Annotated in this window: 20 protein-coding genes; 12 read left to right on the forward strand and 8 right to left on the reverse strand. The window is 72.6% G+C overall.

What is annotated here, in order from left to right; all coding sequences use genetic code 11:
• Positions 1–36 precede the first annotated feature (36 nt).
• The 3 genes from ACZ6I3_RS23200 to ACZ6I3_RS23210 form a co-directional block, all read right to left on the reverse strand.
• On the reverse strand, positions 37–1,803 hold the full coding sequence (locus tag ACZ6I3_RS23200) for an LCP family protein (protein WP_469416986.1): 1,767 nt from the start codon (positions 1,801–1,803) through the stop codon (positions 37–39).
• A 240-nt stretch (positions 1,804–2,043) separates the two neighbouring features.
• Entirely contained in the window at positions 2,044–3,279 is a 1,236-nt protein-coding gene (locus tag ACZ6I3_RS23205; protein WP_469416988.1) for an LCP family protein, read from the reverse strand.
• A gap of 250 nt (positions 3,280–3,529) precedes the next feature.
• On the reverse strand, positions 3,530–4,285 hold the full coding sequence (locus ACZ6I3_RS23210; protein WP_469416989.1) for a TIGR03089 family protein: 756 nt from the start codon (positions 4,283–4,285) through the stop codon (positions 3,530–3,532).
• A gap of 150 nt (positions 4,286–4,435) precedes the next feature.
• Here ACZ6I3_RS23210 and ACZ6I3_RS23215 point away from each other — a divergent pair, with 150 nt between their 5' ends.
• Complete coding sequence (locus ACZ6I3_RS23215) at positions 4,436–5,896, forward strand: peptidoglycan recognition protein family protein (protein WP_469416991.1); 1,461 nt, start codon at positions 4,436–4,438, stop codon at positions 5,894–5,896.
• Between the two features lie 112 nt (positions 5,897–6,008).
• Positions 6,009–7,091 (forward strand): mannose-1-phosphate guanylyltransferase, encoded by a 1,083-nt coding sequence (gene manB, locus ACZ6I3_RS23220; protein ID WP_469416992.1) that lies wholly within the window; start codon positions 6,009–6,011, stop codon positions 7,089–7,091.
• A gap of 153 nt (positions 7,092–7,244) precedes the next feature.
• Here the strand turns inward: manB and ACZ6I3_RS23225 are convergent, their stop codons facing one another.
• From ACZ6I3_RS23225 to ACZ6I3_RS23240, 4 genes are all read right to left on the reverse strand, one after another.
• Positions 7,245–8,246 (reverse strand): DNA-3-methyladenine glycosylase family protein, encoded by a 1,002-nt coding sequence (locus tag ACZ6I3_RS23225; protein WP_469416994.1) that lies wholly within the window; start codon positions 8,244–8,246, stop codon positions 7,245–7,247.
• 71 nt (positions 8,247–8,317) lie between these two features.
• Positions 8,318–9,631 carry a coenzyme F420-0:L-glutamate ligase gene (locus tag ACZ6I3_RS23230; RefSeq protein WP_469416995.1) on the reverse strand — a complete coding sequence of 438 codons (1,314 nt, stop codon included), beginning with the start codon at positions 9,629–9,631 and terminating at the stop codon, positions 8,318–8,320.
• Positions 9,628–10,587: a 2-phospho-L-lactate transferase gene (gene cofD, locus ACZ6I3_RS23235; RefSeq protein ID WP_469416997.1), complete on the reverse strand. Its 960-nt coding sequence runs from the start codon at positions 10,585–10,587 to the stop codon at positions 9,628–9,630. The genes ACZ6I3_RS23230 and cofD overlap by 4 nt, the downstream gene beginning before the upstream one ends.
• Before the next feature lie 34 nt (positions 10,588–10,621).
• Positions 10,622–11,128: a cysteine dioxygenase gene (locus ACZ6I3_RS23240; protein WP_469416998.1), complete on the reverse strand. Its 507-nt coding sequence runs from the start codon at positions 11,126–11,128 to the stop codon at positions 10,622–10,624.
• A gap of 660 nt (positions 11,129–11,788) precedes the next feature.
• Here ACZ6I3_RS23240 and ACZ6I3_RS23245 point away from each other — a divergent pair.
• The 3 genes from ACZ6I3_RS23245 (at position 11,789) to ACZ6I3_RS23255 (ending at position 17,465) form a co-directional block, all read left to right on the forward strand.
• Positions 11,789–12,052, forward strand: coding sequence for a WhiB family transcriptional regulator (locus ACZ6I3_RS23245; RefSeq protein ID WP_003990679.1), 264 nt, complete (start codon positions 11,789–11,791; stop codon positions 12,050–12,052).
• A 218-nt stretch (positions 12,053–12,270) separates the two neighbouring features.
• Entirely contained in the window at positions 12,271–16,005 is a 3,735-nt protein-coding gene (locus tag ACZ6I3_RS23250; RefSeq protein ID WP_469416999.1) for a glycosyltransferase, read from the forward strand.
• A complete protein-coding gene (locus ACZ6I3_RS23255; RefSeq protein ID WP_469417000.1) occupies positions 16,002–17,465 on the forward strand; it encodes a DUF5719 family protein in 1,464 nt (487 codons plus the stop codon). The genes ACZ6I3_RS23250 and ACZ6I3_RS23255 overlap by 4 nt, the downstream gene beginning before the upstream one ends.
• Positions 17,466–17,501: 36 nt before the next feature.
• Here the strand turns inward: ACZ6I3_RS23255 and ACZ6I3_RS23260 are convergent, their stop codons facing one another.
• A complete protein-coding gene (locus ACZ6I3_RS23260) occupies positions 17,502–17,957 on the reverse strand; it encodes a metallopeptidase family protein (RefSeq protein WP_215121011.1) in 456 nt (151 codons plus the stop codon).
• A gap of 294 nt (positions 17,958–18,251) precedes the next feature.
• On the opposite strand from ACZ6I3_RS23260, the gene ACZ6I3_RS23265 reads away from it, so the two are divergent.
• The 7 genes from ACZ6I3_RS23265 (at position 18,252) to ACZ6I3_RS23295 (ending at position 25,719) form a co-directional block, all read left to right on the forward strand.
• The gene (locus ACZ6I3_RS23265; RefSeq protein ID WP_189726709.1) at positions 18,252–18,674 is read left to right on the forward strand and encodes a DUF3499 domain-containing protein; all 423 of its coding nucleotides are present in this window, start codon (positions 18,252–18,254) and stop codon (positions 18,672–18,674) included.
• A gap of 120 nt (positions 18,675–18,794) precedes the next feature.
• A complete protein-coding gene (locus tag ACZ6I3_RS23270) occupies positions 18,795–20,411 on the forward strand; it encodes an L-lactate permease (RefSeq protein WP_469417002.1) in 1,617 nt (538 codons plus the stop codon).
• A 94-nt stretch (positions 20,412–20,505) separates the two neighbouring features.
• Positions 20,506–21,870 carry a phosphomannomutase/phosphoglucomutase gene (locus tag ACZ6I3_RS23275; RefSeq protein WP_469417003.1) on the forward strand — a complete coding sequence of 455 codons (1,365 nt, stop codon included), beginning with the start codon at positions 20,506–20,508 and terminating at the stop codon, positions 21,868–21,870.
• A gap of 69 nt (positions 21,871–21,939) precedes the next feature.
• Positions 21,940–22,110: a Trm112 family protein gene (locus ACZ6I3_RS23280; protein ID WP_184598287.1), complete on the forward strand. Its 171-nt coding sequence runs from the start codon at positions 21,940–21,942 to the stop codon at positions 22,108–22,110.
• 114 nt (positions 22,111–22,224) lie between these two features.
• On the forward strand, positions 22,225–23,352 hold the full coding sequence (locus ACZ6I3_RS23285; RefSeq protein WP_469417004.1) for an SIS domain-containing protein: 1,128 nt from the start codon (positions 22,225–22,227) through the stop codon (positions 23,350–23,352).
• 90 nt (positions 23,353–23,442) lie between these two features.
• Positions 23,443–24,594 (forward strand): mannose-6-phosphate isomerase, class I, encoded by a 1,152-nt coding sequence (gene manA / locus ACZ6I3_RS23290; RefSeq protein WP_469417006.1) that lies wholly within the window; start codon positions 23,443–23,445, stop codon positions 24,592–24,594.
• Positions 24,595–24,738: 144 nt separating this feature from the next.
• Positions 24,739–25,719, forward strand: a complete 981-nt coding sequence (locus tag ACZ6I3_RS23295; RefSeq protein WP_469417007.1) for a cation diffusion facilitator family transporter — start codon at positions 24,739–24,741, stop codon at positions 25,717–25,719.
• The last annotated feature ends 151 nt before the right edge of the window (positions 25,720–25,870 follow it).

The raw sequence follows: 25,870 nt of genomic DNA on the forward strand, positions 1-25,870 counted from the left end.
CGTACGCCCTGTGAGACGTACGCCAGGCCCTTCAGGTCACTCGGCGCACTCGACCTTGTCCGCCGTGGACTTGTCCACGTCCGCCGGTGCCTTGGCCGGGGCGGTCTGGGAAGAGCCCGCGCCCTTGAAGTCCTTGCCGAGGGTCAGGGTCATCGCGGGCACGCCCTGGGCGTTCTCCACGCTCTCGCCGGGCTTCAGCGCGGACCCGGGCAGGCCCATGATGTCGGCGAGGCGGCGGGCCTGGTCGGCCTGGTCGGGGGCGTACTCCAAGGTCGTCTTGGCCAGCTCGGCGGGGGCGTTGCCGGCGTTCTCCGACTTGGTCACGCCCTCCTCGTTCTGCAGCCAGCTGAGCGTCTCCTGGGCGCTGCCGGCGACGGCACCGCCGTTCATGATCCGCACCCGCACCTCGGAGGCCGCGGACTTGGTGCCCTTGAGCCGGGCGGCCACCGCGGCGGCTTCCTTCTTCTTCTTTTCCTTGACCGCGGTGAAGGAGACGTCGTTCTTGATCATGTCGAAGACCTGCGGGGCCGACGACTCGTTGAGGACGACCGTGGTCGGGACCTTCTCCGCCGGGTTGTCGATCACCGGGGTGGTGGCGAACGTCAGGTTCTTGGTGTTGAGCTTGCCCAGCTCGAGACCGAGGTCCTTCAGCTTGCCGATGCTGGACAGCTGCGAGTCGACGGTCAGCGCCTTCGTGCCCGCCTCGGCCAGGTCGAGCATCTTCGAGGGGCTGGTGAGGGTGTCGTTGTCCTTCAGCTTGCGCATCAGCGCGCTCAGGAACTGCTGCTGGAGCCCGATCCGGCTCAGGTCGCCGCCGAACCCGACCGCGTGCCGGGTGCGCACGAAGGCCAGCGCCTGCTCGCCCTCGATGGTGTGGTTGCCCTTCGACAGCTTGAGGTGCGAGTCCGGGTCGTCGATGTCCTTGCCCAGACAGACCTCGACCCCGCCGACCGCGCTGGTCAGCGTCTTGACCGCGTTGAAGTCGGCGACCATGAAGTTGTCCGGCTTGACCCCGGTCAGCTCCGTCACGGTGCGCATGGTGCAGCTGGGGGTACGGCCGTCCTGGCCGAGGCTGGTGTTGAAACGGGTCTGCGGCGTGCCCGGGATGACCTTCTGCGACCCGTCCTCCTGCGTGGTCGGGCAGTCCGGGATGTCGACGATCAGGTCACGGGGGATGCTCAGCGCGGTCGCGTTCGAACGGTCCTTGGAGACATGCAGCAGGATCGTGGTGTCGGCGTGCCCGACACTGCCCGCGTCGCCGTACTTCTCGTTGCCCGCGCCGGTGCGCTTGTCGGTGCCGATCAGCACGATGTTGATGGCCTTGTCCTTCTCGAAGCCACCGGTGCTCGCGCCGTCGTCGGAGACCGACGCGATGTTGCCGTTCAGGTGCTCGATGTAGAAGTACGCGGCACCCGCCCCGGCGACCAGCACGAACGCCATCACGCCGCCGGTCCACAGCAGGACCTTCTTGCCCTTCGCGGCCTTCTTGGCGGGCCGGCGACCGCGCCGCCCCGGCAGCGGTTCCTCCGGAGCGGGAGCCCCGCGGCGCCTGCGCGGCGGCGGCACCGCACGGCCGGGCGTCTCGGGCCTGGCGCGGCCGGGCGCCGCGGAACGGCCGAGCGGCTGCGTGGAGCCGAGCGCCGACGGGTCCGTATCGGGGGCCGGTGGCTTGCGGGGCCCGGGGACACCCGACTGCGGTGCGGAAGCGGGCAGTCGCATTTCGTATTCGCCGGTGTTCGGATTGAGCACCCACTGGTCTGCGGGATCGATGTCGTCCGCCCGCCCACGGCTTTGCGCGTCCACGGTTGTCTGATTCCTCCGTCGGGGCACGCGGCGCCTTCCCCTCCAAGGCGCTCGGTCTCGGTCACACAGTGCGGGATCTCAGGAACCGTCCTCAGAGCCGGGCGCACCGGGGTCGCTCACACTAACCGCCCAGTTCAGCGCCGAGCGACGACGGTGACGAAGTCCACGTCCCTACACCTGGGCAATTCGCCCATTTCCTGGTGAAGAGCGCGTTACCTTGAGGCGGCCTTGGTGTCCGCTTTACTCGCAGGTGTCCTCGGCTGCCGTGTTCCCGCGGAACGTGGGTGGAGGAGAAACGGTGACGACGGATTTCGTGAACGGGCCCGGATGCGGATCCCCGTACGACCCGTCACGCGATTCGGTGGGCCTCAACGGGGCAGAACCGTGCGGAACGTTCCCCGCGACGACCACCGGCGAGTCCATGCGCAGCCGCTCGAACAGCCTCTCCGCCTCGGGCTCCACGAGTTGGTCGCGATTGGCGTCGTACGCATACGACTCCCGGGGGACGGTCAGAAATTGCACTTGTTCCATGGGGATGTCGCGCAGGCCGCGCACGAGTTCGTACAAACCGCGCAGGCTGGCAAGATCCGGGTCCGTTGTGAGAGAGGACGTGGCGGCGTCCAGCACGGGATACAGCTTCACCGGATTCAGCAGGACGTCATTGCTGCGCACCTTGTTGACGAGTGCGCCGAGGAATCGTTGCTGCCGTTCCATCCGCTCCGTGTCGCTGCCGTCGCCGAGGGACTTGCGGGCGCGGACGTAGCCGAGCGCCTGCTCGCCATTGAGTGTGACGCGTCCTGCGGGCAGCCTCAGCTTGGCGGCCGGGTCGTCGACCGGCTTCCGCAGGCACACCTCGACACCGTCGACCGCGTCGACCATCTCCTTGAAGCCGTGGAAGTCCACGACGACGTGGTGATCGACGCGTACGTCGGTGAGCTTCTCGACGGTCCGGATGGTGCAGGCCGAACCGCCCAGGGCGAAGGCCTGGTTGAACATGGCGAACCGCGGCGCGCTGCGGGACCCGTCCGGGCGCCGGCAGCCCGGCAGCTCCACCATCAGGTCCCGGGGCAGGGAGACCGCGGTGGCGCTGCTCCGGCCCGCGGACAGGTGCAGCAGGATCGTGGTGTCCGACCGCTCGGTCCCGGAGTCCCGGCCGTAGCGGGCGTTGTCGTCACCCTCGCGCGAGTCCGAGCCGATCAGCAGGATGTTCCGCGCGTCCCTGACCAGCGAGGTGGGCCGCTCCTTCTCGTACCGCGCGAGCTCGGCCGCCGCCGCCTCGTCGGGCGTGATGTTTCCGCTGAGCTTCGCGTACACGGCCCATCCGGCCCCGGCGGCCGCCACGACGAGGCCGGCGATCCCGAACGCCGTGCACCGCACCCACCGCCGACGCCGCCGCCGCGCCAGCCCCCGCCCACTGGCCGAGGCCCCCGCACCCGGCCCGAGCCTCGGCAAGGACCCACCACCGGTGTCGGCCACGACAGGGACCACCCCTCACGTCGTACGAACGTGCGCGCGCACTGCTCCTACGACTGTGGCGTGGATGGGCCGTGGGGGAGGGGTCGGGATGGGCCGAACGGGGGGACGCCCGAACTGCGGGCAGGCGCGCCGCCCCCGCTGCGGGCATGCGTGCCGCTAAGGGCGGCACGGGTGGGCGCAGCGGCACCCCGCTACGCCGGGCTGCGAAATCCCCCGCCCCCAGCGCCAACACTCGGCACGGGAAATCGGCCTACCGGGCCAGCGCCGTAACCCGCTCACTCTCCACCCGCTTGTCCAGCACCCCGTCCCCCGCCAGCTCCAGATTCCGGCACAGCACCACGGAACCCCCCGTGGCCAACGGCCCGTACAACCCCGCGTTCAACCCCTCCCACGTGTCGTACGGCAACCCCGACAGAATCCGCGACCCGGGCCCGGTCAGTCCCAGCCCGGTCGCCCCCGCCCGAGCCCGCTCCACCACCTCGGCCCCGGTGAACTCCCGCCCCGCCACGATCAGCGCCGGCTCCTCCGGATCCACGGGCGCGTACGGCACGAACCGGTCGCCCTGCCCCGGCACCTCCACCGCGTAGTCGACGAACCCCTCGGGAGCCTGCGGGAACCGCCCCCCGAGCGGCCGCAGCGCCATCGCGATCCGCGCCCCGGAACACGCCCGGCCCGCCTCCAGCCCGTCCGGCCCGCTCACGACGACATCTGCGGCCCGGGCGTCCCCGGACACGTCCGCGACCACGCCGACCGACGCGCACGCGAGCAACCACACCGCCGTCTGCCAGTGCGCGGGCAGCAGCAGCGCGACCCGGTCCCCGGGCTCGACGGACAGCTCGTCCTGGAGCAGGTTCGAGGTCTTGGCCACCCAATTGGCGAAGGTGGCCACGGACAGTTCGACACGTTCGCCCGTGGCGTCGTCGTAGAAGGTCACCAGGGGGCGTCCCGGATCCGCGGCGAGCGCGGAACCCAGCAGGTCGGCGGGGGTGCGATCGGTGGCGTTCACCCGCGCAAGGGTACGCGGCACCCCGGCCTCCACCCAACGCCCCGGCCGCCGCCCCGCCCCGCGTTCACCACCGGTTCGGCCGAATCCCGGCCGACAGTCCGTCAACTCCCAAATGGACAGACTTATACGACTATGTCCAAGATCAGGGGCATGCGTGGATTCCTTGCTTCCTCGATCGGTGTCACCTGTGCGGCCGCTCTGGCCCTTCCCCTCACTCCGCCCGCCCTCGCGGCGACGGCGAGACCGGTGCCGACCACCGAGGTCGCCACGGCCGCGAGACCCGCGCCCCACGCGGGGACGCCCGACCCGACCCCGACCGACCGGCGCGCGGCCGAACCGTCCGCCGCCGGCAGCACCCAGTCCCTCCCCCTCGAACCCCTCACCCGCAACCGAGCCACCCCCTCCGCCACCGCCTCCGCCTCGGCCGCCGCCGAACAGGGCCTGTCCCGCCGTGCCGCACGCCGCTTCTCCCTCGTCGGCGTCATCTGGGACGACCCCCGTGCCGAACTGCACGGCCGCGTCCATGTCCGCACCCGCGCCGCCGGCACCGGCACCTGGTCGGGCTGGCAGGTCGTGGAGACGCACAACGCCGACCACGCGGCCGACCTGGACACCCCCGAGAGCACCTCGGGCCGCGTCCGGGGCGCCACGGCCCCGCTGTGGGTGGGCGACTCCGACGGCGTGGAACTCCGGGTCCGTTCGGAACTCCAGGGCACCGGCGGCCGCAGCGTCGCGGTCGCCGCGCCCCCGCTGCCCTCAGGCCTCCGTCTGGAACTCGTCGACCCCGGCGAGGGCGACGAGGCACTGCCCGGCGGTCCCGTGGACAGCCCCCGCACCGGCGGTCTGAACACCGAGACCTCGGCCGCCACCGACGCCTCCGCCGCCAACGCGGACCTCGCCCCCCTCGGCGCCACCGAGATCAGGGCACTGGGCCGCGCGGCGACCGAGCGCGAGTTCTACACGCTCCGTGCCGGAGGTTCGGTGGACCGGCAGCGGGCGAAGCCGTACGTCGGCCCGCGCCCGCGGATCGTCACGCGGCGCGGCTGGGGCGCGAACGAGGGGCTGCGGGAGCGGAAATTCGTCTACACGAAGAAGGTCAAGGCGGCCTTCGTGCACCACACCGCCAGCGGCAACAAGTACAACTGCTCGCAGTCCCCGTCACTCATCCGCAGTATCTACCGCTACCACGTCAAGAGCATGGGCTGGCGGGATGTCGGCTACAACTTCCTCATCGACAAGTGCGGAAAGATCTACGAGGGCCGCGCGGGTGGCGTGGCGAGGCCGGTCCTCGGCGCGCACACCCTTGGTTTCAACAGCAACAGCATGGGCATCGCCGTCCTCGGATCGTACGGATCCAAGAAGCCGTCGTCCGCCGCCGTCAAGGCCATCGCCCGCGTCACGGCGTGGAAGCTGGGCCTGTACGGGATGAACCCGCGGGGCAAGACCAACCTGAAGTCGGCTGGCAGCAATCTCCACCGCAAGGGTAAGAAGGTACGACTGAACGTGATCTCCGGTCACCGGGACGGCTTCAAGACGGCCTGCCCGGGACGGAAGCTCTACGGCAAGCTCGGCTCGGCCCGCTCCACGGCGGCCCGCTACCAGGGCCGCTGAGAACGAGGGGCCGGAATGCCGCACGGCCAGCGAAGGCGCCACGGAACGGTCTGCATACACTGACCGGCCGAAAGACAGTTCGGCCGGTCCCGGCAGGAAGCAGAGACGACACGTGACTGAAGCGATCCTCCTGGTCGGTGGCAAGGGCACCCGGCTGCGCCCGCTCACGGTGCACACGCCCAAGCCCATGGTCCCGGCGGCCGGGGTGCCCTTCCTCACGCACCAGCTGGCGAGAGCGAGAGCGGCGGGCGTCGAGCACATCGTCCTGGCCACGTCGTATCTGGCCGAGGTCTTCGAGCCGTACTTCGGTGACGGGTCCGCGCTGGGCCTGCATCTGGAGTACGTGACGGAGGAGGAGCCCCTCGGCACGGGCGGCGCCATCCGCAACGTCGCCTCCCGGCTGCGCTCCGGCCCCGACGACCCGGTCCTGATCTTCAACGGCGACATCCTGACGGGCCTGGACATCCGGGCCCTGGTGGACACCCACGAGTCGACGGGCGCGGACGTCTCCCTGCACCTCACGAAGGTCACGGACCCGCGTGCCTACGGTCTGGTCCCCACGGACGACACGGGCAGGGTCCTGGCGTTCCTGGAGAAGCCGCAGACGCCCGAGGAGATCGTCACCGACCAGATCAACGCGGGGGCGTACGTCTTCCGCCGCTCGGTCATCGACACGATCCCGCAGGGCCGGCCGGTGTCGGTGGAACGGGAGACCTTCCCCGACCTCCTCTCCGCCGGAGCCCACCTCCAGGGCATGGTCGACTCGACGTACTGGCTGGACCTCGGCACACCGGCCGCGTTCGTCCGGGGCTCGGCGGACCTGGTCCTCGGCCGGGCCCCGTCGCCCGCCGTCCCCGGCCGCTGCGGCGACCGCCTGGTGCTGCCGACGGCGACGGTCGCGGCCGACGCCAAGCTGTCGGGCGGCACGGTGGTGGGGGAGGGCGCCTTCGTCGCCGAGGGCGCGCGGGTCTTCGGCAGCACGGTCATGCCGGGTGCCGTGATCGAACCCGGCGCGGTCGTCACCGACTCCCTCATAGGCGCCCGGGCCCGAGTCGGCCAACGCACCGTCCTCACCGGCACGGTCATAGGCGACGGCGCGACCATCGGCCCCGACAACGAACTCCTGGAGGGCACCCGCATCTGGTGCGACGCCAAGATCCCAGCAGGAGCGGTCCGCTTCTCCTCGGACCAGTAACCACCCCGCGCCGGGCATGCGTGCCGCCCCCGCTGCGGGCATGCGTGCCGCTGGGGGCGGCACCCGTCCACAGAGAGCGGCACCCCGCACCGCCGGGCTGCGAAACGCCCCGCCCCCAGCATCAACGCCGAGCACGCAGCAACAGACAGAACCTCACAAACCCCCGATATCCCACCGCGGCATCTTCGGCGCCCGCCGCCCAGGCACCCGCCCACTCAACAGCACCAACCGAGCCGCCCGATGCCGCTGCCCCGCATACGGCTCCAACAACTCCAGCATCACGGAGTCATCCGCATCCCGATCCCCGCCCAACGCCCACCCCACGATCCGCGGCAGATGCAGATCCCCCGTCGTCACCTCGTCCGCCGCCCCATGACTCCGCTGCACCGTCTCCGCCGACGTCCACGGCCCGACCCCCGGCACCAGCTCCAGCCGCGCCCGGGCCGCCCCCGGCTCCATCCCGGCCGCCTCCTCCAACCGCCCGGCCACCCGCACCGCACGCAGGATCGTCGACGCCCGCTTGTTGTCGACCCCGGCCCGGTGCCACTCCCACGACGGAATCAACGCCCACGTCCGAGGCCCCGGCATCACATGCATCGGCCCGGGCACGGGCCCCGGCGCCGGTTCCCCGAACTTCCGCACCAGCAACCGCCACGCCCGGTACGCCTCATCGGTCGTGACCTTCTGCTCGAGAATCGACGGAATCAGCGACTCCAGCACCAGCCCGCTGCGCGTCAGCCGCAGCCCCGGCCGCCGATGCCGGGCCGACGCCACCAGCCGGTGCCGCGGCACGAACGCGGACGGATCATCGGCGGCCCCGAGCAGCTCGGGCAACCGCTCCAGCAGCCACTCGGCCCCGGGCCCCCAGGCCTCCCCGCGCACCCCGCCGCCGGACGCCTGCACCCGTAGCGTCCCGGGCCCGGCGGGCGTGAGAGCGGTCCGCCACACCGACCCGTCCGGCGTCGTCCGGAACGTCGGATCACCCGGCCCGCGCCGCAGCGGCCCGAGCACAAGACCGAGATCCAGCGGCCCGTCCGGCACATGGTCCCGCACCCGCCCCGGCCCCGCCGCCTGCCGGGGCACGCCCGCGCCCACGGCGACATGCCCGCCGCGCACGGTCGTACGGGTGGGCCGGGGAGCGAACCGTCCTGCCATGAATGAAGTCCTCGATGTCCTGGAACGCGGAGGGAGGCGGCCCTACGAGCGTAGACGCCGCCCCACGCCCCTCACCGCACCTCGATGAACGCCCCCGCGTCCCGCTCCGGCCGCTGCCGCGGTTCCTCCGCGGGATGCCCGACCGCCACCGCGCCCATCGGATCCCAGTCCGCCGGCAGCCCCAGCGCCTCGCGCACCACGTCCCGGCAGAACATCGTCGACGACACCCACGCCGACCCCAGCCGCTCGCCGGCCAGCGCGACCAGGAGGTTCTGCACGCCGGCGCCGGCGGCGACGACGAACATCTCCCGCTCGGCCCCGTCGCGCCGCGCGTCCCCGTACGTGTGCGACCCGTCCATGACCAGGCACGGCACGACCAGATACGGCGCGTTCCGCAGGACGTCCCCGCGCCGTACCCGCTTGGCGATGGACTCCTCCGTCTTGCCGTCCCGCCGCAGATCGGCGATCCAGGCGTCCCGCATCGCGTCGAGCAGCCGCGTCCGCGACTCCTCGGACTCCAGCAGCACGAACCGCCACGGAGTGGTGTGGTGCGGCGCCGGAGCCGTCACGGCAGCGGCCACCGCCCGCCGTACGGCACCGGGGTCGACGGGCTCGTCCGTGAACGCCCGGACCGTACGCCGCTGGGTCACCGCCAGCCGTACCGCCTCCGACGTGCCGAGGCGGAACATGTCGTCGCGCGCGACGCGCACCATGGCCCGCGCCCCCTCGCCGTCCTCGTCCCCGGCGACCAGGTCCGGGAGCCCGCGCACGACGGCCACGGGCAGTCCGGCGGCCTTGCCCTTGACCAGGTCGCCCGCGGAGGCGAGTTCGTCGGCCGTGGCGACGACGGTGGCGCTGAGCGGATTGCCGTGCGCGTCCGCGCCCCCGCGCAGATCGTCGAGTACGCGCACTCCGGCGGCGCCGATCGCGACATCCGTGAGCCCCGCGCGCCAGGGCCGCCCGAACGTGTCGGTGACGACGACACCGACCTCGACGCCGAGGGCGTCGCGCAGCCCGTCACGGATCGCCCGGGCGGACGCGTCCGGGTCCTCGGGCAGCAACAGCACGGTCCCGGAGGGGGTGTTGGACGCGTCGACCCCGGCCGCGGCCATGACCAGGCCCTGCCGGTTCTCGACGATCCGGAGGGCGCCGCGCCGGGCCACCACCCGTACCGTCTCCGCGTCGATGGCCGCCTCCCGGTCGGCGGCCTGAACGACCCGGCCCTCCGCCTTGGACACGATCTTCGAGGTGACGAGCAGCACGTCCCCGTCGGCCAGACCGGGCTCGGCGGCCGCGATCAGCTTGGCCAGATCGTCCCCGGCCGCGATCTCGGGCAGCCCGGCCACGGCCCAGACTCTGTACCCCTCGGCACCCTCGCCGCTCATGCGCCCCGCACCTCCTCCGCCAGGGCCAGCGCCTCGCGGGCCATCCGCGCGGTCGCGTCGGTGTCGGTCATCATCAGCGGCACGGCCCGGCAGCGCACCCCGGCCGCCTCGACCTGCTGCACCGCGCCCGCGTCCACCGTGTCCACGAGCCAGCCGTCCAGCAGGCCCGAGCCGTAGTGCTCGGCCACCGCGGCCGCGGTCGACTCGACGCCCACGGCGGCCAGCACCTTGTCGGCCATGCCCCGCACGGGCGCGTCACCGACGATGGGGGACAGGCCGATCACCGGCACCCCGGCGTCGGCGATCGCCTCCCGGATGCCGGGCACGGCGAGGATCGTGCCGATCGACACGACCGGGTTGGACGGCGGGAAGAGGATCACGTCCGCCTCGGCGATGGCCTCCAGGACACCCGGAGCGGGCTTCGCCTGGTCGGCGCCCACCGGCACGATCGCCTCGGCGGGCACCGAGGCGCGCAGCCGCACCCAGTACTCCTGGAAGTGGACCGCCTTGCGCTCGCCGTCGACCTCGACCGCCACGTGGGTCTCCACGCGGTCGTCGGACATCGGGATCAGCCGCACGCCCGGCTTCCAGCGCTCGCACAGCGCCTCGGTCACCGCGCTCAGCGGGAACCCGGCGCCGATCATCTGCGTCCGCACGATGTGCGTGGCGAAGTCCCGGTCGCCCAGACCGAACCACTCGGGCCCGACGCCGTACGCCGCGAGCTCCTCCTTGAGATGGAAGCTCTCGTCCGTACGACCCCAGCCCTGCTCCTCGTTGATGCCGCCGCCGAGCGTGTACATCACCGTGTCGAGGTCCGGGCAGACCTTCAGCCCGAAGAGGTGGATGTCGTCCCCGGTGTTGCCGATGACCGTGATGTCCGCGTCCGGCACGGCCCGCTTCAGACCACGCAGGAACCGGGCACCACCGATGCCGCCTGCCAGAACCACAATGCGCATGGGAGCCAGTCTGGCAGGCGCCTACGACAGTGGGTCAGGTAGTCAGGGCTTCCGGTACGCCCTGGGCCTCGCAGTGCGGGGTGGCGTGCATCGGCATCTGCGTCAGCCCCGGGTAGTAGACGTGCAGACTCACCGCCGACTCGAGTGCGTCATTCACCACCTCGTGTACATACCCCGGCGCGAACACGCGCTGCGCGCCCGCCCGCAACGCGCGTGTGCCCCGTTCCGTGCGCTCCGTCAGCGTGCCGTCCAGCACGGTCAGCACTCCGGAGGAGCGGCCGTGGTCGTGCAGCCCGCTGCCCTGCCCGGGCACCCAGGACAGCAGCCACACCTCGTAGCCCGGGCCGGTGCGCAGCCGGTGGTACCAGCGGCTGGCCGCGTCGTAGCGGACGAGGTGCTCCCACTGGGAGCGGTCGTCGGCGATGGAGCGGGCGAGTCCGACGAACTCGGCCACGGTGGCCGGGTGTTCGCGCTCCACCTGGAGCAGGTGCGGTACTTCGAGGATGTCGCCGGCGATCTGGAGGTCGCTGTCGCTGTTCATGGGGTGCGGTGGTTCCTCAGTGAAGTGGGTCAGAGGGAACGGGAGCCGGGGGACTGGTGGCCCGGCCTTCAGCTGGAGCGGGTGTGGCTCAACAGCTGGAACAGCAACAGCTACAGCGAGCGCGGGCAGCACCGTGGGACCCGGCGGTGCGGGTCGAGGTGAGTGCCGAGTTCGCGAGCATGCCCACTAGGACACCGGGTCACACCTCCACTGTCAACTCGGCACCCGGTATGTGGGACGAGGTTCACCTCATCCGGTCTTTCACTCAGATGAAAGGTTTGTTCATGGCCAGGCAGGGACACATGGCGTCCACCGGGCGCACAAACCTCGTTGCGCACTCGTGATCAGACTGTGATCAGATTCGCTTCGACGCGCGTACCGGAACGAGATCGAACTCCTGGGCGTCCTCCCCCGTACAGGTCCGTACGGGGCCCGGGTGACGGCGGGGTCCCTCGCGGGCTCCGTCTGCGTGTCAAGGTTTATGCCGATTTGAACACTTTCCGCACGGCCTTGGTTCCGCAGAGTGAATAAGGGGCTCAATAGCAGATCTCGGCTTGACTCGCCCGGAGCAGCACACTTGTAATTTCACTCGTGTCGTTCAGCCGCAATCGGTAACGGCTACATCACGGGGACGCGGAAAAGAACAGACGAGGGGCGCACATGACCGAGCTGGTGCAGCAACTGCTGGTCGACGACGCGGACGAGGAACTCGGCTGGCAGGAGCGCGCGCTGTGCGCCCAGACCGACCCCGAGTCCTTCTTCCCCGAGAAGGGCGGCTCGACCCGGGAGGCCAAGAAGGTCTGTCTCTCCTGCGAGGTCCGCTCCGAGTGCCTCGAGTACGCCCTCGCCAACGACGAGCGCTTCGGCATCTGGGGCGGCCTGTCCGAGCGGGAGCGCCGCCGGCTCAAGAAGGCCGCGGTCTGACCGGACTCAAGAGGTGCGTGAACGGCCCGTCGCAGGTGGGTTATCCACAGGCGGCGGGCCGCCTTGCCCTCCCGTCTCCCGGCCCCCGCCCCTCATCGAGGCGCTGCGCGCCGCCCCTGCTGGACTGCCGATAGTGTGGGCGCTCGTCCGAGACGCCCCGCGGCCCCCGCCGGTCGCAGGCGTCCACCGCAGTCCACCGAACCGGGGCCCGTACCTCGATGTCCGTGCACAGCCACCCGGCAGCTCATCACGACGCCGCTGCCACAGCCGTGTTTGACCCGGCCCACGCGTCTGCGTTCGACCCGGCCCACCCGCCCGAGTTCCCGCGTCATGTGGTGACCGCGGTCCTCGTCTCCCACGACGGCGCCCGCTGGCTGCCCGACGCGCTCGCCGGGCTGCTCGGCCAGGAGCGACCCGTCCAGTACGCGATGGGCGCCGACACCGGCAGCGCGGACGCCTCCGCCCAGCTGGTCACCGACGCGCTCGGCGCCGACCGGGTGCTGCACCTCGCCCGCCGTACCGGCTTCGGCCAGGCCGTCGAGGAGTGCGACCGCAGCGCCCCGGTCCTCACCCCGGAGCAGCTGCCGTACCTGAAGCGGCCCAGCGGCTGGGACCCGGTCACGCGCTCGTGGCGCGACGACGCCTACGACCTGCCCGAGCTCCCGCACGGCGAGCCCGTGCAATGGCTGTGGCTGCTGCACGACGACTGCGCCCCCGAACCCGACGCCCTGGCCCAGCTGCTGCGCGTCGTGGACAACGAGTACGAGCTGGGCCGCGAGGACGTGGCCGTCGTGGGCCCCAAGCTCCGCGGCTGGTACGACCGGCGGCAGCTCCTGGAGGTCGGCGTCTCCATCGCCAACTCCGGCCGCCGCTGGACCGGCCTGGACCGCCGGGAGCAGGACCAGGGCCAGCACGACCACGTCCGGACCGTCCTGTCGGTGTCCACCGCCGGCATGCTCGTCCGCCGCGACGTCTTCGAACAGCTCGGCGGCTTCGACCGGCACCTGCCCCTCATGCGCGACGACCTCGACCTGTGCTGGCGCGCGCACGCCGCGGGCCACCGCGTGCTGATCGCCCCGGAAGCCGTCGTCCGGCACGCCGAGGCGGCCTCCCGGGAGCGCCGCGCCGTCGACTGCGTGGGCCGCACCTCCGCCTCCCCGCACAAGGTCGACAAGGCCGGCGCCGTCTACAGCCTGCTCGTCAACACACGCACGGCCGTGCTCCCCTGGGTGCTGCTGCGCGTCGTGCTCGGCACCCTCCTGCGCACCGTCGCCTACCTCGTCGGCAAGGTCCCCGGACAGGCCGTCGACGAGATCCGCGGCCTCATGGGCACCCTGCTGCGGCCCGAGCGGATCCTCGCCGGGCGGCGCCGCAGAGGCACCCCCCAGGTCGACAAGGACGAGCTGCGGCCGCTGTTCCCGCCGCCCGGCGCGACCGTCCGCATGACCGTCGAGCAGGTGGCGGGCAACCTCGTCGGCAGCTCCGACCCCGAGGCCGCCGCCGGTGCCGGACGGCACGGAGGTGCCGTCGAGTCGGGTCCCGGCGGCGACGACGCGGACTTCCTGCAGATCGAGCAGTTCGCCCGGCTCAAGCGCATCGCGCGCAAGCCCGGCCCGGTGCTCTTCCTCGTCCTGCTGCTCGTCTCCCTGCTCGCCTGCCGTGAACTCCTCGGCGGCGGCGCGCTCGCGGGCGGCTCCCTGCTGCCCGCCCCGGCCGACTCCTCCGCGCTGTGGGCGCGCTACCTGGACGCCTGGCACCCGGTCGGCGCCGGCGGCACCTCCTCCGCGCCGCCGTACATCGCGCTCGTGGCGATGCTGGCGTCCCTGCTGTTCGGCTCGACCGGCCTCGCCGTCACCGTCCTGCTCGTCTGCTCGGTGCCGCTGGCCGGTGTCGCCGCCTACTTCGCCTCCCGCCCGCTGGTCGAGTCCCGGCTGCTGCGCGCGTGGGCGGCCGTCGTCTACGCCTTCCTGCCCGCCGCCACCGGCGCCCTCGCCGGCGGCCGCCTCGGCACCGCCGTCCTGGCCGTGCTGCTGCCGCTCATCGCCCGCGCGGGCATCGCGGCCAGTGGCCTGGCGAACCCGGCGGGTGCGCGAGGCAGTTGGCGCGCCACCTGGGCGTACGCACTGCTGCTGACCATCACCACCGCGTTCACCCCGATCGTGTGGCCCGTCGCGCTGATCCTCGGCGTGGGGCTGCTGGCCGTACGCCGGACGGACATCGCGGCGTACGGGCCGCGGTTCCTCGCCCAGCTCGGCACGCCCCTGCTGGTCCTCGCGCCCTGGTCGCTGTCGCTGCTCCCGTTCGGCTTCTTCCAGCAGGCAGGCCTGGAGTACGGAGCCGGCTCCGCCTCCGCCCTCGACCTGCTCGGCGCGAGCCCCGGCGGCCCCGGCACCGTCAGCGGCCTGATGCTCATCGGCATCGTGCTGGCCGCGCTCGCCGCCCTGCTGCGCGCGGAACGCCAGTCGGGCATCCGGACGGCCTGGGCGGTCGCCCTGGTGGGCTTCGTCTTCGCCGCTCTGTCCAACGGCTCCACCTGGGCCGGCCCCGCGACCCTCGTCTACGGCATCGCCCTCCTGGCGGCCGCCGCGCTCGGCGCCGACGGGGCACGCGCGCGCGTGGCCGAGCAGAGCTTCGGCTGGCGCCAGCCGGTCGCCGTGCTGATCGCCTTCGCCTCGGCCGCGGGCCCGCTGCTCGTCGCCGCCGGCTGGATGATCCGCGGCGCCGACGGGCCCCTGGAGCGGCGCGACCCGACACAGGTCCCCGCGTTCGTCGCCGAGGAGAGCGGCAGCCGCGACCAGGCCCGCACCCTCGTCCTCGACAGCGACTCCGGCGCCCACGTCGGCTACGTGCTCGTGCGAGGCTCCGGCGCCCGCCTCGGCGACGGCGAGGTCGCCGCGGCCGACGGCGAGAACAGCAGGCTCGACAAGGTCGTCGCCAACCTCGTCGCCGGCTCCGGCGCCGATCAGGCCGGCCAGCTCGGCGGCTTCGCCGTGCGCTACGTCCTCGTCCACCAGGGCGCGCCGCGCGAGGTCACCCGCGTCCTGGACGCCACACCCGGCCTGACCCGGCTCAGCCAGCAGAGCGGCGGAGCGCTGTGGCGCATCGACCGGGAGGTCGCGCGCGCCGCCATCGTCCCCGCCTCCGGATCCGGCACCCCGCAGCCCGTCGCCGCCGGGCCCGTCGACATCCACACCACGATCCCGACCGGCACCGACGGGCGCGTGCTGCGCCTCGCCGACACCGCCGCCGACGGCTGGACCGCCACGCTGGACGGCAAGCCGCTGACCCGCACCACGGTCGACGGCTGGGCCCAGGGCTTCGAACTCCCCGCCACCGGCGGCACGCTGGACGTCACCTACGACGACCCGATCGGCCACACCGCGTGGCTGTGGACGCAGGGCCTGCTCGCCGTCGTCCTCGTGGTGCTCGCCCTGCCCGGCCGGCGCCGCGACGTCGACGACGACATGCCCGAGGAGCCGGTCGTCCCGGCCCAGGCGGTCGCCGGCGAGGGCCGCCGCGCCCGCCGCCTGCGCGCCCAGGCCGAGGCCGAAGCCGAAGCCGAGGCCGAGCCCCTGACGGAACAAGCGGCCGGTCCGGGGGAGTTCCCGCCCCCGCAGCCCGAGCAGCCGCCGGCGGCGGTGCCGCAGCAGCAGAACTACGGCCAGTGGGAAGCCGCGGGTCACCCGGGGGGCGAGTACCCGGGCTACGGCGACCAGTACCAGGGCGCCGCGTACCCGGCGGACGCGTACGGCGGGCAGTACCAGGCGGATCCGTACCAGGGCGGCCAGTACGACCCGTACGCGTACGGCGGCTCGCCCCAGGCACCGCCGTACGACCAGGCGGGCTACGACCAGACCTACCCGCAGGGCTACGGCACCCCGTACGACCCGGCGCAGGAGCCGCACCACCCCCACGGCACGGGCAGTGAGCGTCCCGACGGGAGCCAGCAGTGAACCGCACCACCCTGTCCCTGATCGCCGGCGTGACCGCGCTGGCCGCCGTCACCGGATTCGCCGCGCTGTCCGCCCCGGACACCCCGGGCGCGGACGCCACCGCCAAGGCGGCCGCCCAAATGCCCGTGGAACGCACGAGCCTGCTGTGCCCGGCGCCGAGCACGTCCGACCTCGCCGAGACGTCCTACACGTCCTTCACGCCCGTCACGAAGGGCACGGACAGCGGCGGCAAGGCCGAACTCCAGGCTTCGGCCAAGGGCAAGTCCGAGAAGCCCGTGCTCACTCCCAAGGAACCCGGCAAGCCGGCCACCGGGGACAGCTCGGGTTCCGAAGCGCCCGCACTCGTCGGGACGGCCGACGGCAGGTTCGCGCCCGGCTGGACCGTCCAGGAGACCACGGAGGTCGCCGCGGGTACCGGGCGCGGCCTTCAGGGCGTCAACTGCACGGCTCCGGACACGAGTTTCTGGTTCCCGGGCGCCAGCACGGAGGCCGACCGCACCGACTACGTCCACCTGACGAACCCCGACGACTCGGCCGCCGTGGTCGACGTCGAGCTCTACGGCAAGGACGGCACCCTTCAGTCCCCGGTGGGGGAGGGCATCACCGTCCAGCCGCACTCCAGCGAGCCGGTGCTGCTGTCCACGCTCACGGACGAGGAGCAGACCAACCTCACCGTGCACGTCAACGTCCGCAGCGGACGCGTCGGCGCTTCCGTGCAGGCCCTGGACGACAAGCTCGGCGGCGACTGGCTGGCCGCGTCCACGGACCCGTCGGGCAGCCTGGTCCTGCCCGGCATCCCCAAGGACGCCACCTCCGTGCGCCTGGTCGCCTTCACCCCCGGCGACGAGGACGCGGACCTGAAGGTGCGCCTCGCCTCCCCCTCCGGGCTGATCACCCCGGCCGGGCACGAGACGGTGCACGTCAAGGGCGGCATGACGACGGCCGTCGACCTCGGAGACGTCACCCGCGGCGAGGCGGGCTCCCTGGTGCTGACGCCCACGGACCGGTCCGTGCCGGTCGTGGCGGCCCTGCGGGTCGTACGGGGCAAGGGCGACAAGCAGGAGACGGCGTTCATCCCGGCCACCCGCCCGGTCGGCACGCGCGCGACGTCCGCGGACAACAGCGCCAAGGGCAGCACCCTGTCCCTGACCGCCCCCGGCCGCGCCGCCACGGTCAAGGTCACCGCCTCGGCGGGCAGCGAGGGCGGCACCCCGGCGTCGAAGACGTACACGATCAAGGCCGGCACGACCCAGGACATCGAGCCCCCGGCCCCCGGCGGCCTCAAGGGCACCTACGCCCTCACGGTCGAGCCGGTCTCCGGCGGCCCGGTCTACGGGGCCCGCACCCTGGCGGCCGACGAGAGCGGCGTCCCCGCCTTCACCGTCCAGACACTCCCCGACGACCGGGGCACGGTGGCGGTACCGGAGGCGGACGAGGACCTGTCGGTGCTGCAGAAGTAGCAGGAGCGGGAGAGGGGGGGCGGATGGCGCCCCCGCCTAGCCCTGCTCCTCGCCGTACCGCGGATCCACCGTCTCCGGCGTGAGCCCCAGCAGTTCGGCGACCTGCTCGACGACGACCTCGTGCACCAGCGCCGCCCGCTCGTCGCGCCCCTTGGTGCGGATCTCGACCGGCCGCCGGTAGACCACCACGCGCGCGGGGTGCCCCTCGCGCGCGCTGATCGTGCCGCCGAGCGGTACCGCCTCTTCGTTCCAGGCCTCGCCGGGCCCGTCGAGCCGCGGCACCTCCAGGACCAGGAAATCGATGTCGGCGAGCTGCGGCCACCGCCGCTCCAGACGCTCCACCGAGTCCTGCACCAGATCCGCGAACGCCTCCGCGCGGCTCGCGGCGAGCGGCACCTGCGGCGGTGCGATCGGGCCGCGCATGCCCCGGCCGTGGCGATCACGACGGCGGGGCCCGGGGGCGGCGGCACGGGGCGTTACGGGCTTCTCCATCACTGCTGAAGGGTAGTCCCCGCCACGCGCGTGTGCCCGGCACCGCGCGGCGCCACGGACGGCTTCCGGCCGACCCGCACGGCATGTCGTTACATGACCATTCCAGCCAAGGTTGGGCTTGAATCCGTATCTCGCCGAGACCGGCGACGTCACGGCAATTGAGGATTTTGTGATGACTCTTGACCGCTTGCGGGCTCGTGCGACACCCCGCCCGACGGTGTCCGGGCAGGTCAGCCGGGTGTGCCCACAGGGGTGTGTGGGGCGTTTCACAACGCGACACGGTGGAGTGACCTGATGGAGAGTCGTCGCGGCCCGCTCAAGAGTGCGGTACCGTCCAACATCGTGAGCCCTGTACGTCGCTGTTCGCGCACCGCCTGCGGCCGTCCCGCCGTCGCGACGCTGACGTACGTCTACGCCGACTCGACCGCGGTCCTCGGCCCGCTCGCCACCTACGCCGAACCCCACTGCTACGACCTGTGCGCCGAGCACTCCGAGCGCCTCACCGCCCCGCGCGGCTGGGAGGTCGTCCGGCTCCTCGACGGCTCGGCCCCGGCCCGCCCCAGCGGCGACGACCTGGAAGCCCTTGCCAACGCCGTGCGCGAGGCGGCCCGCCCTCAGGAGCGGGCGGCCGGGGCCGGTGGCGGAGGGCGTGCGGCCGACCCGATGGAGGTCGCGCGACGGGGTCATCTGCGGGTCCTGCGGTCCCCCGACAACTGAGCGCCCCGTTCGGTCGCTGTCTCGCGCACACCCATTGACGCGAGCTTGGCGCGGACATGACCATTCCGTTTGAGGATGCGAGAAATCGCTTTCACATGACGGAAACCGGGGAGGCGCCCGTTGTACGTCCAGGAACTGGAACCCGTCGCCGGCTCACTGGGCGTGTCCGCCCTCGTGGCCGCCCTGCCCCTCGTGATCGTCCTGGTCCTGCTCGGCGGCGTCCGCCTCAAGGCGCACCTGGCAGGCCTCACCGGTCTCCTCGCCGCCGTGCTGGTCGCCTGGCTCGCGTACCGCATGCCCCTCGGCCAGACCCTCTCCAGCGCCGCCCAGGGCGCCGTCTTCGGCCTCTTCCCCATCCTGTGGATCGTCGTCAACGCCCTGTGGGTGTACCGGATGACCGTCCGCACCCGGCACTTCGACATCCTGCGCCGGTCCTTCGGGCGGCTGTCCGACGACCCGCGCATCCAGGCGCTCGTCATCGCGTTCTGCTTCGGGGCGCTGCTGGAGGCACTCGCCGGCTTCGGGGCGCCCGTCGCGATCAGCGCGGTCATGCTGGTCGCCCTCGGCTTCGAACCGGTGCGCGCCGCCGTCGTCGCCCTGGTCGCCAACACCGCGCCCGTGGCCTTCGGCGCGATGGGCACACCGGTCGTCACCCTCGCCCAGGTCACCGGACTGCCGCTGGACTCCGTGGCGTCCGTGGTGGGCCGTCAGACGCCGCTGCTGGCCCTCGTGGTGCCCCTGGTGCTGGTCTGGCTCGTGGACGGCCGGCGCGGGCTGCGCGAGACCTGGGTGCCCGCCCTGGCGTGCGGAGTCGCCTTCGCCGTCGCCCAGTTCGCCGCCTCCAACTACGTCTCCGCCCAACTCGCCGACATCGGCGCCGCCCTGGCCGGCGCCGGCGCCCTGGTCGCCGTACCGCACGCGCGCGTGCCCGCCGCCGAGGCCGTACGCGCCTCCGTGCTGACCGGCGCCCGCAGCGAGGAACTCGACCAGGAGGACCCGCCCCGCGAAGTCCTGCGCGCCTACGCCCCCTACGCGCTGATCGTCGTGATCTTCTCCCTCGCGCAGATACCGGCCGTCAAGGACCGGCTGGCGAAGACCACCCAGACCTACGACTGGCCCTTCCTGAACGTGGCGGGGCCGGACGGCGACCCGGTCAGCGGCAACGTCTTCACCTGGCCGATCGTCTCGACCGGCGGCACGCTGGTGCTCCTCGCCGGCATCTGCACGGCCGCCGTCATCGGGGTGCACGCGCGCGTGGCGGTCAAGGAGTGGCTCACGACCGTCCACGAGCTGCGCTTCGCGATCCTGACGGTGACCTCCGTACTGGCGCTCGCCTACGTCATGAACCTCTCCGGCCAGGCGGCGACGATCGGCCACTTCGTCGCGGCGGCCGGAGCCGGACTGGCGTTCCTCTCACCCGTCCTCGGCTGGTTCGGAGTCGCCGTGACCGGATCCGACACCTCGGCCAACGCCCTCTTCGGCGCCCTTCAGGTGACCGCCGCCCGCGAGTCGGGACTCTCTCCCGACCTGCTGGCCGCCGCCAACAGCTCCGGCGGTGTCCTCGGCAAGATGATCTCCCCGCAGAACCTCACCATCGCCTGCGCGGCCGTCGGCCTCGCGGGCCGGGAGGGCGACCTGCTGCGCAAGGTACTGCCGTGGAGCCTGGGCCTGCTGCTGGTCATGTGCCTGATCGTCGTAGGCCAGAGCACACCGGTCCTGGGCTGGATGCTGCCCTGACGCCCGAGGCGACGTCCGGCCACCGCACAGCGCGCTGTCAGCGGGGCCGGGTAGTTTGGGCCGACCGACAGTACTTTTTCAGGGAAGGTTGGCCGTGGCTGCTGATCTGTCGCAGGTCGTGAAGGCGTACGACGTACGCGGGGTCGTCCCCGACCAGTGGGACGAGTCCCTGGCGGAGCTCTTCGGGGCGGCCTTCGTCCGGGTCACCGGTGCGAGTGCCATCGCGACCGGGCACGACATGCGGCCCTCCTCACCGGGCCTGTCGCGTGCCTTCGCGCGCGGGGCCGCCGCGCAGGGCGCCGACGTCACGGAGATCGGCCTGTGCTCGACGGACCAGCTGTACTACGCCTCGGGCGCGCTGGACCTGCCGGGCGCCATGTTCACCGCCTCCCACAACCCTGCCCAGTACAACGGCATCAAGCTGTGCCGCGCGGGCGCCGCCCCGGTCGGCCAGGACACCGGCCTCGCGGAGATCCGCGAACTCGTCGAGGGCTGGAGCGAGTCGGGAGCCCCGGAGCCGGCCGCGACGACGGGAACGATCACCGGCCGCGACACGTTGTCGGACTACGCGGCGCACCTGCTCTCGCTGGTCGACCTGGCCTCCGTCCGCCCCCTGAAGGCCGTCGTCGACGCGGGCAACGGCATGGGCGGCCACACGGTCCCCGAAGTCTTCGCCGGCCTGCCGGTGACGCTGGTCCCGATGTACTTCGAACTCGACGGCACCTTCCCCAACCACGAGGCCAACCCCCTCGACCCGGCCAACCTCGTCGACCTGCGGAAGCGCGTCCGCGAGGAGGGCGCCGACCTGGGCCTCGCCTTCGACGGCGACGCCGACCGCTGCTTCGTCGTCGACGAGCGCGGCGAGCCGGTCTCCCCGTCCGCGATCACCGCGCTGGTCGCCTCCCGCGAGCTCGCCAGGCACGGCGGCAAGGGCGTGATCATCCACAACCTGATCACGTCCTGGTCGGTACCCGAGGTCGTCAAGGAGAACGGCGGCGACCCGGTCCGCACCCGCGTCGGCCACTCCTTCATCAAGGCGGAGATGGCCCGGTCCGGCGCGATCTTCGGCGGCGAGCACTCCGCGCACTACTACTTCCGCGACTTCTGGAACGCCGACACGGGCATGCTGGCCGCCCTCCACGTCCTGGCGGCCCTGGGCGGCCAGGCAGGCCCCCTCTCCGCCCTCGTCGCCCAGTACGACCGCTACGCGGGCTCCGGCGAGATCAACTCCACGGTCACCGACCAGGCGGCCCGCCTCGCCGCGATCCGCTCCGCGTACGCGACCCGTGAGGGCGTCGAACTGGACGAACTCGACGGCCTCACGGTCTCCGCCGCCGACTGGTGGTTCAACGTCCGCCCCTCCAACACGGAGCCGCTGCTGCGCCTGAACGCGGAGGCGAGGGACCCGGAGACGATGGCCCGGGTCAGGGACGAGGTACTGGGGATCATCAGGGGCTGAGGCCCCACCCCCACCGGCGGTAATCTGACCAGGCACAACCCCAAGCGCCCGCACCTCGAAGGAAACCCCATGCCTCTGGAATCCGGCCTCCTGGACATCCTCGCCTGCCCGGCCTGCCACGCCCCGCTCAAGGAGCAGGACACCGAACTGATCTGCACCGATCAGAGCTGCGCCCTGGCCTACCCCGTCCGCGACGGCATCCCCGTCCTCCTGGTCGACGAGGCCCGCCGCCCCGCGTAGGACACGCGGGCGGACACCCGCGTGAGCCCCGGTGCACATAGCTCCCGGCACAACGGGCACCGAGGTAGGACGACATCCCCATAACGGACCCCGGCGATCGGAGGCTGCCGCCCCATGCTCGACGAATCGCTGCTCGACTCCCCGGAGCGCCTCGCGGAGGCCGACCACCGCAACCTGCTCCGCGGCGCCGCGGAAGCCGGCGCGCGCGTCCGCACGGCCGCCCGCCACGCCGCCGAGGCAGGCGTCAACGACCTCAAGCCCGACGGCCGCCCCCGCGGCGTCCTCATCGCCGGCCCGGGCGCCGCCGCCACCCACGCGGCCGACCTCCTCGGCGCACTCGCCGGCGCCGGCAGCCCGGTCACGCGCCTGGCTCCCACCGGCGTCGCCCCCGCCGCGGGCGCCCTGCGCTGGGAACTGCCCGGCTGGGTCGGCTCCGTCGACCTCCTCCTGATCACCACCCCGGACGGGACCGAACCGGGCCTGTCCCTCCTCGCCGAGCAGGCCTACCGCCGCGGCTGCACCGTCGTCGCCGTAGCCCCCGGCAGGTCCCCGCTCGCCGACGCCGTACACGGCTCGCACGGCCTGTTCGTCCCCATGGCCACGGCCCCGTACGACCAGGACGAGCCCTTCGCCGCGTCCGCCCCCGGCGTCCTGTGGGCCCTGCTCACCCCGCTCCTCGCGCTCCTGGACCGCGCGGGCGTGCTCACCGCCCCGCCGGACGCCCTCGGCAAGGTCGCCGACCGCCTCGACCGCATCGCCGAACGCTGCGGCCCCGCCATCGCGACGTACAGCAACGCCGCCAAGACCCTGGCCGCCGAACTCGCCGACGCGCTCCCCATCGTCTGGACCGAGGGCGTCTCGGCCGGACCGGCGGGCCGCCGCTTCGCCGCCGCCCTCGCCGAACTGTCCGGCACCCCCGCGGTCGTCGCCGAACTCCCCGAGGCCCTCGCCGCGCACAGCGCCCTGCTCGCGGGCCCGCTGGCCGCCAGCGCCGACCCCGACGACTTCTTCCGCGACCGCGTCGAGGAGGCACCCGCCCTCCACGCGCGCGTGGTGCTGCTCCGCGACCGCCCCATCGGCGGCCTCACCGCCGCCCCCGGCGCCCGCGACCTGGCCCTCAGCCACGACACCCCGATCAGCGAACTGGAACCCGAGGCGGGCGACGAGCTGGAGACCCTCGCCGAACTGATCGCCATCACGGATTTCGCCGCCGTTTACCTGGCGCTCGCTTCGAGGGCCTGATCATGCCCGGGACACCCTGACGCCCACGCGGCAGCCGCCCGGGAGCAGCAGGCGTACGTACGCACTCACAGGACACGCGGAGAGATCCCCATGGACCGCCTCGACAACACCATCCGCCCCTACGCCTGGGGTTCCCCGACCGCCATCCCGCACCTGCTCGGCGTCGAACCGACCGGCGAGCCGCAGGCGGAGATGTGGATGGGAGCCCACCCGGGCGCACCCTCGCGCACCGACCGGGGCACGCTCGTCGAGGTCGTCGACGCCGCCCCCGAGAAGGAACTCGGACCGGCCGCCGTCGCCAAATTCGGCCCCCGCCTGCCCTTCCTCCTCAAGATCCTCGCCGCCGGTGCCCCGCTCTCCCTCCAGGTCCACCCCGACCTGGCGCAGGCGAAGGAGGGCTACGCGGACGAGGAGCGACGTGGCATCCCCGTGGACGCCCCGCACCGCAACTACAAGGACGCCAACCACAAGCCCGAACTGATCTGCGCGCTCACCGAGTTCGACGGCCTGTGCGGCTTCCGCGCCCCGCTCGAGGCCGCCGGCCTGCTCGACGACCTCGGCGTCGACTCCCTCAAGCCGTACGTCGACCTGCTGCACGCCCACCCCGAGGACGCGGCCCTGCGCGAGGTCCTCACGGCGATCCTCACCGCCGACCCCGACGAGATGTCCCGCACGGTCGAGGAAGCGGCCGCCGCCTGTGACCGCCTCGGCGGCGCCTACGCCCCCTACGCCGACATCGCCCACCACTACCCGGGCGACCCCGGTGTCATCGCCGCGATGCTGCTCAACCACGTCCGGCTCCAGCCCGGCGAGGCCCTCTACCTCGGCGCCGGCGTCCCGCACGCCTACCTCCAGGGCCTCGGCGTGGAGATCATGGCCAACTCCGACAACGTCCTGCGCTGCGGCCTCACCCCCAAGCACGTCGACGTCCCCGAACTCCTGCGCATCGTCCACTTCCGCGCCGGCGACCCCGGCGTCCTGCGCCCCGAGGCCTCCCCGGACGGCGAGGAGGTCTACGAGACCCCGATCGACGAGTTCCGCCTCTCCCGCTACGTCCTGCCCGAGGCCGGCACCGCCCACGACCTCACCCGCCCGACCCCGCAGATCCTGCTCTGCACGGCAGGCACCGTCCGGGCGGGCGAGCACGACCTGACCCCGGGCCTCTCCGTCTTCGTCCCGGCCGGCGAAAAGACCGAAGTGTCCGGAACCGGCGCGCTCTTCCGGGCCACGGTCATCGCCTGACCTCGCTCCGACGGTGACCTGGCGCACCGCTGCCGGAGCGGGCTGCAACAATGGCCCACCGTCAAGCACGGGCAAAGCCAAGGGCGACGCACCAAGGCGAGCGCCCGGGCCCTGGAACGGCGTACGAAGGGACAACGCGAACATATGAGCGCGTCAGGCGGCACCAAGGCGATCGTGGCGGCACTGGCCGCGAACCTCGCGATCGCGGTAGCGAAGTTCGTGGCGTTCCTCTTCAGCGGCTCGTCCTCGATGCTCGCCGAGTCCGTGCACTCGCTCGCCGACTCCGGCAACCAGGCACTCCTCCTCCTCGGCGGCAAGAAGGCGAAGCGCGAGGCCACCCCGCAACACCCGTTCGGCTACGGCCGCGAGCGCTACATCTACGCCTTCCTGGTCTCGATCGTCCTCTTCTCGGTCGGCGGCATGTTCGCCCTCTACGAGGGCTACGAGAAGATCAAGCACCCGCACGAGCTGACGCACTGGTACTGGCCGGTCGGCGTCCTGGTCTTCGCGATCATCGCCGAGTCCTTCTCCTTCCGCACCGCCATCAAGGAGTCCAACGTCCTGCGCGGGCGCCGCTCCTGGACGGAGTTCGTCCGCCACGCCAAGGCCCCCGAGCTCCCGGTCGTCCTCCTGGAAGACCTCGGCGCCCTCGTCGGCCTGGTCCTCGCGCTCGGCGGCGTCGGCCTCGCCCTGCTCACCGGTGACAGCGTCTGGGACGGCATCGGCACCCTCTGCATCGGCATCCTGCTCATCCTGATCGCCCTGGTCCTCGCCGCCGAGACCAAGTCCCTGCTGCTCGGCGAGTCCGCCGGAGTCGAGGAGACGCAGAAGATCGAGACGGCTCTCGTCGACGGCGACACCGTCACCGGCATCATCCACATGCGCACGCTCCACCTCGGCCCCGAGGAACTGCTCGTCGCCGCCAAGATCACCGTCCAGCACGACGACACGGCCACCGAGATCGCCGCCGCGATCAACGCCGCCGAGTCCCGCATCCGCGAGGCCGTCCCGATCGCCCGCGTGATCTACCTCGAGCCGGACATCTACAGCGAGACCGAAGCCGCCAAGGGCCCCGACCCCGAGGCGACGCCCGGGGGACCGACGCCGAGCGACGCCGGACACTGACGTCCCGCACCACTGCCCGAACGCGGGGGGGGGGGGGGGGGGGGGGGGGGGGGGGGGGGGGGGGGGGGGGGGGTCGCGCCTTCCCCCACCGTCTGACAAAAGAAAGGGAAAAGAAAAAGAGAAACAGAAAAAAACGAGGAGGCCGAAGCCC

Source organism: Streptomyces sp. NPDC041940 (assembly GCF_055589465.1).

Excerpts from the sequence above, each read along its gene's own strand:
- ACZ6I3_RS23215 (WP_469416991.1), top strand. The coding sequence starts at position 4,436 with ATGCGTGGATTCCTTGCTTCCTCGATCGGTGTCACCTGTGCGGCCGCT.
- ACZ6I3_RS23225 (WP_469416994.1), bottom strand. The coding sequence starts at position 8,246 with ATGGCAGGACGGTTCGCTCCCCGGCCCACCCGTACGACCGTGCGCGGC.
- ACZ6I3_RS23230 (WP_469416995.1), bottom strand. The coding sequence starts at position 9,631 with ATGAGCGGCGAGGGTGCCGAGGGGTACAGAGTCTGGGCCGTGGCCGGG.
- cofD (WP_469416997.1), bottom strand. The coding sequence starts at position 10,587 with ATGCGCATTGTGGTTCTGGCAGGCGGCATCGGTGGTGCCCGGTTCCTG.
- ACZ6I3_RS23240 (WP_469416998.1), bottom strand. The coding sequence starts at position 11,128 with ATGAACAGCGACAGCGACCTCCAGATCGCCGGCGACATCCTCGAAGTA.
- ACZ6I3_RS23245 (WP_003990679.1), top strand. The coding sequence starts at position 11,789 with ATGACCGAGCTGGTGCAGCAACTGCTGGTCGACGACGCGGACGAGGAA.
- ACZ6I3_RS23250 (WP_469416999.1), top strand. The coding sequence starts at position 12,271 with ATGTCCGTGCACAGCCACCCGGCAGCTCATCACGACGCCGCTGCCACA.
- ACZ6I3_RS23260 (WP_215121011.1), bottom strand. The coding sequence starts at position 17,957 with ATGGAGAAGCCCGTAACGCCCCGTGCCGCCGCCCCCGGGCCCCGCCGT.
- ACZ6I3_RS23265 (WP_189726709.1), top strand. The coding sequence starts at position 18,252 with ATGGAGAGTCGTCGCGGCCCGCTCAAGAGTGCGGTACCGTCCAACATC.
- ACZ6I3_RS23280 (WP_184598287.1), top strand. The coding sequence starts at position 21,940 with ATGCCTCTGGAATCCGGCCTCCTGGACATCCTCGCCTGCCCGGCCTGC.
- ACZ6I3_RS23285 (WP_469417004.1), top strand. The coding sequence starts at position 22,225 with ATGCTCGACGAATCGCTGCTCGACTCCCCGGAGCGCCTCGCGGAGGCC.
- manA (WP_469417006.1), top strand. The coding sequence starts at position 23,443 with ATGGACCGCCTCGACAACACCATCCGCCCCTACGCCTGGGGTTCCCCG.
- ACZ6I3_RS23295 (WP_469417007.1), top strand. The coding sequence starts at position 24,739 with ATGAGCGCGTCAGGCGGCACCAAGGCGATCGTGGCGGCACTGGCCGCG.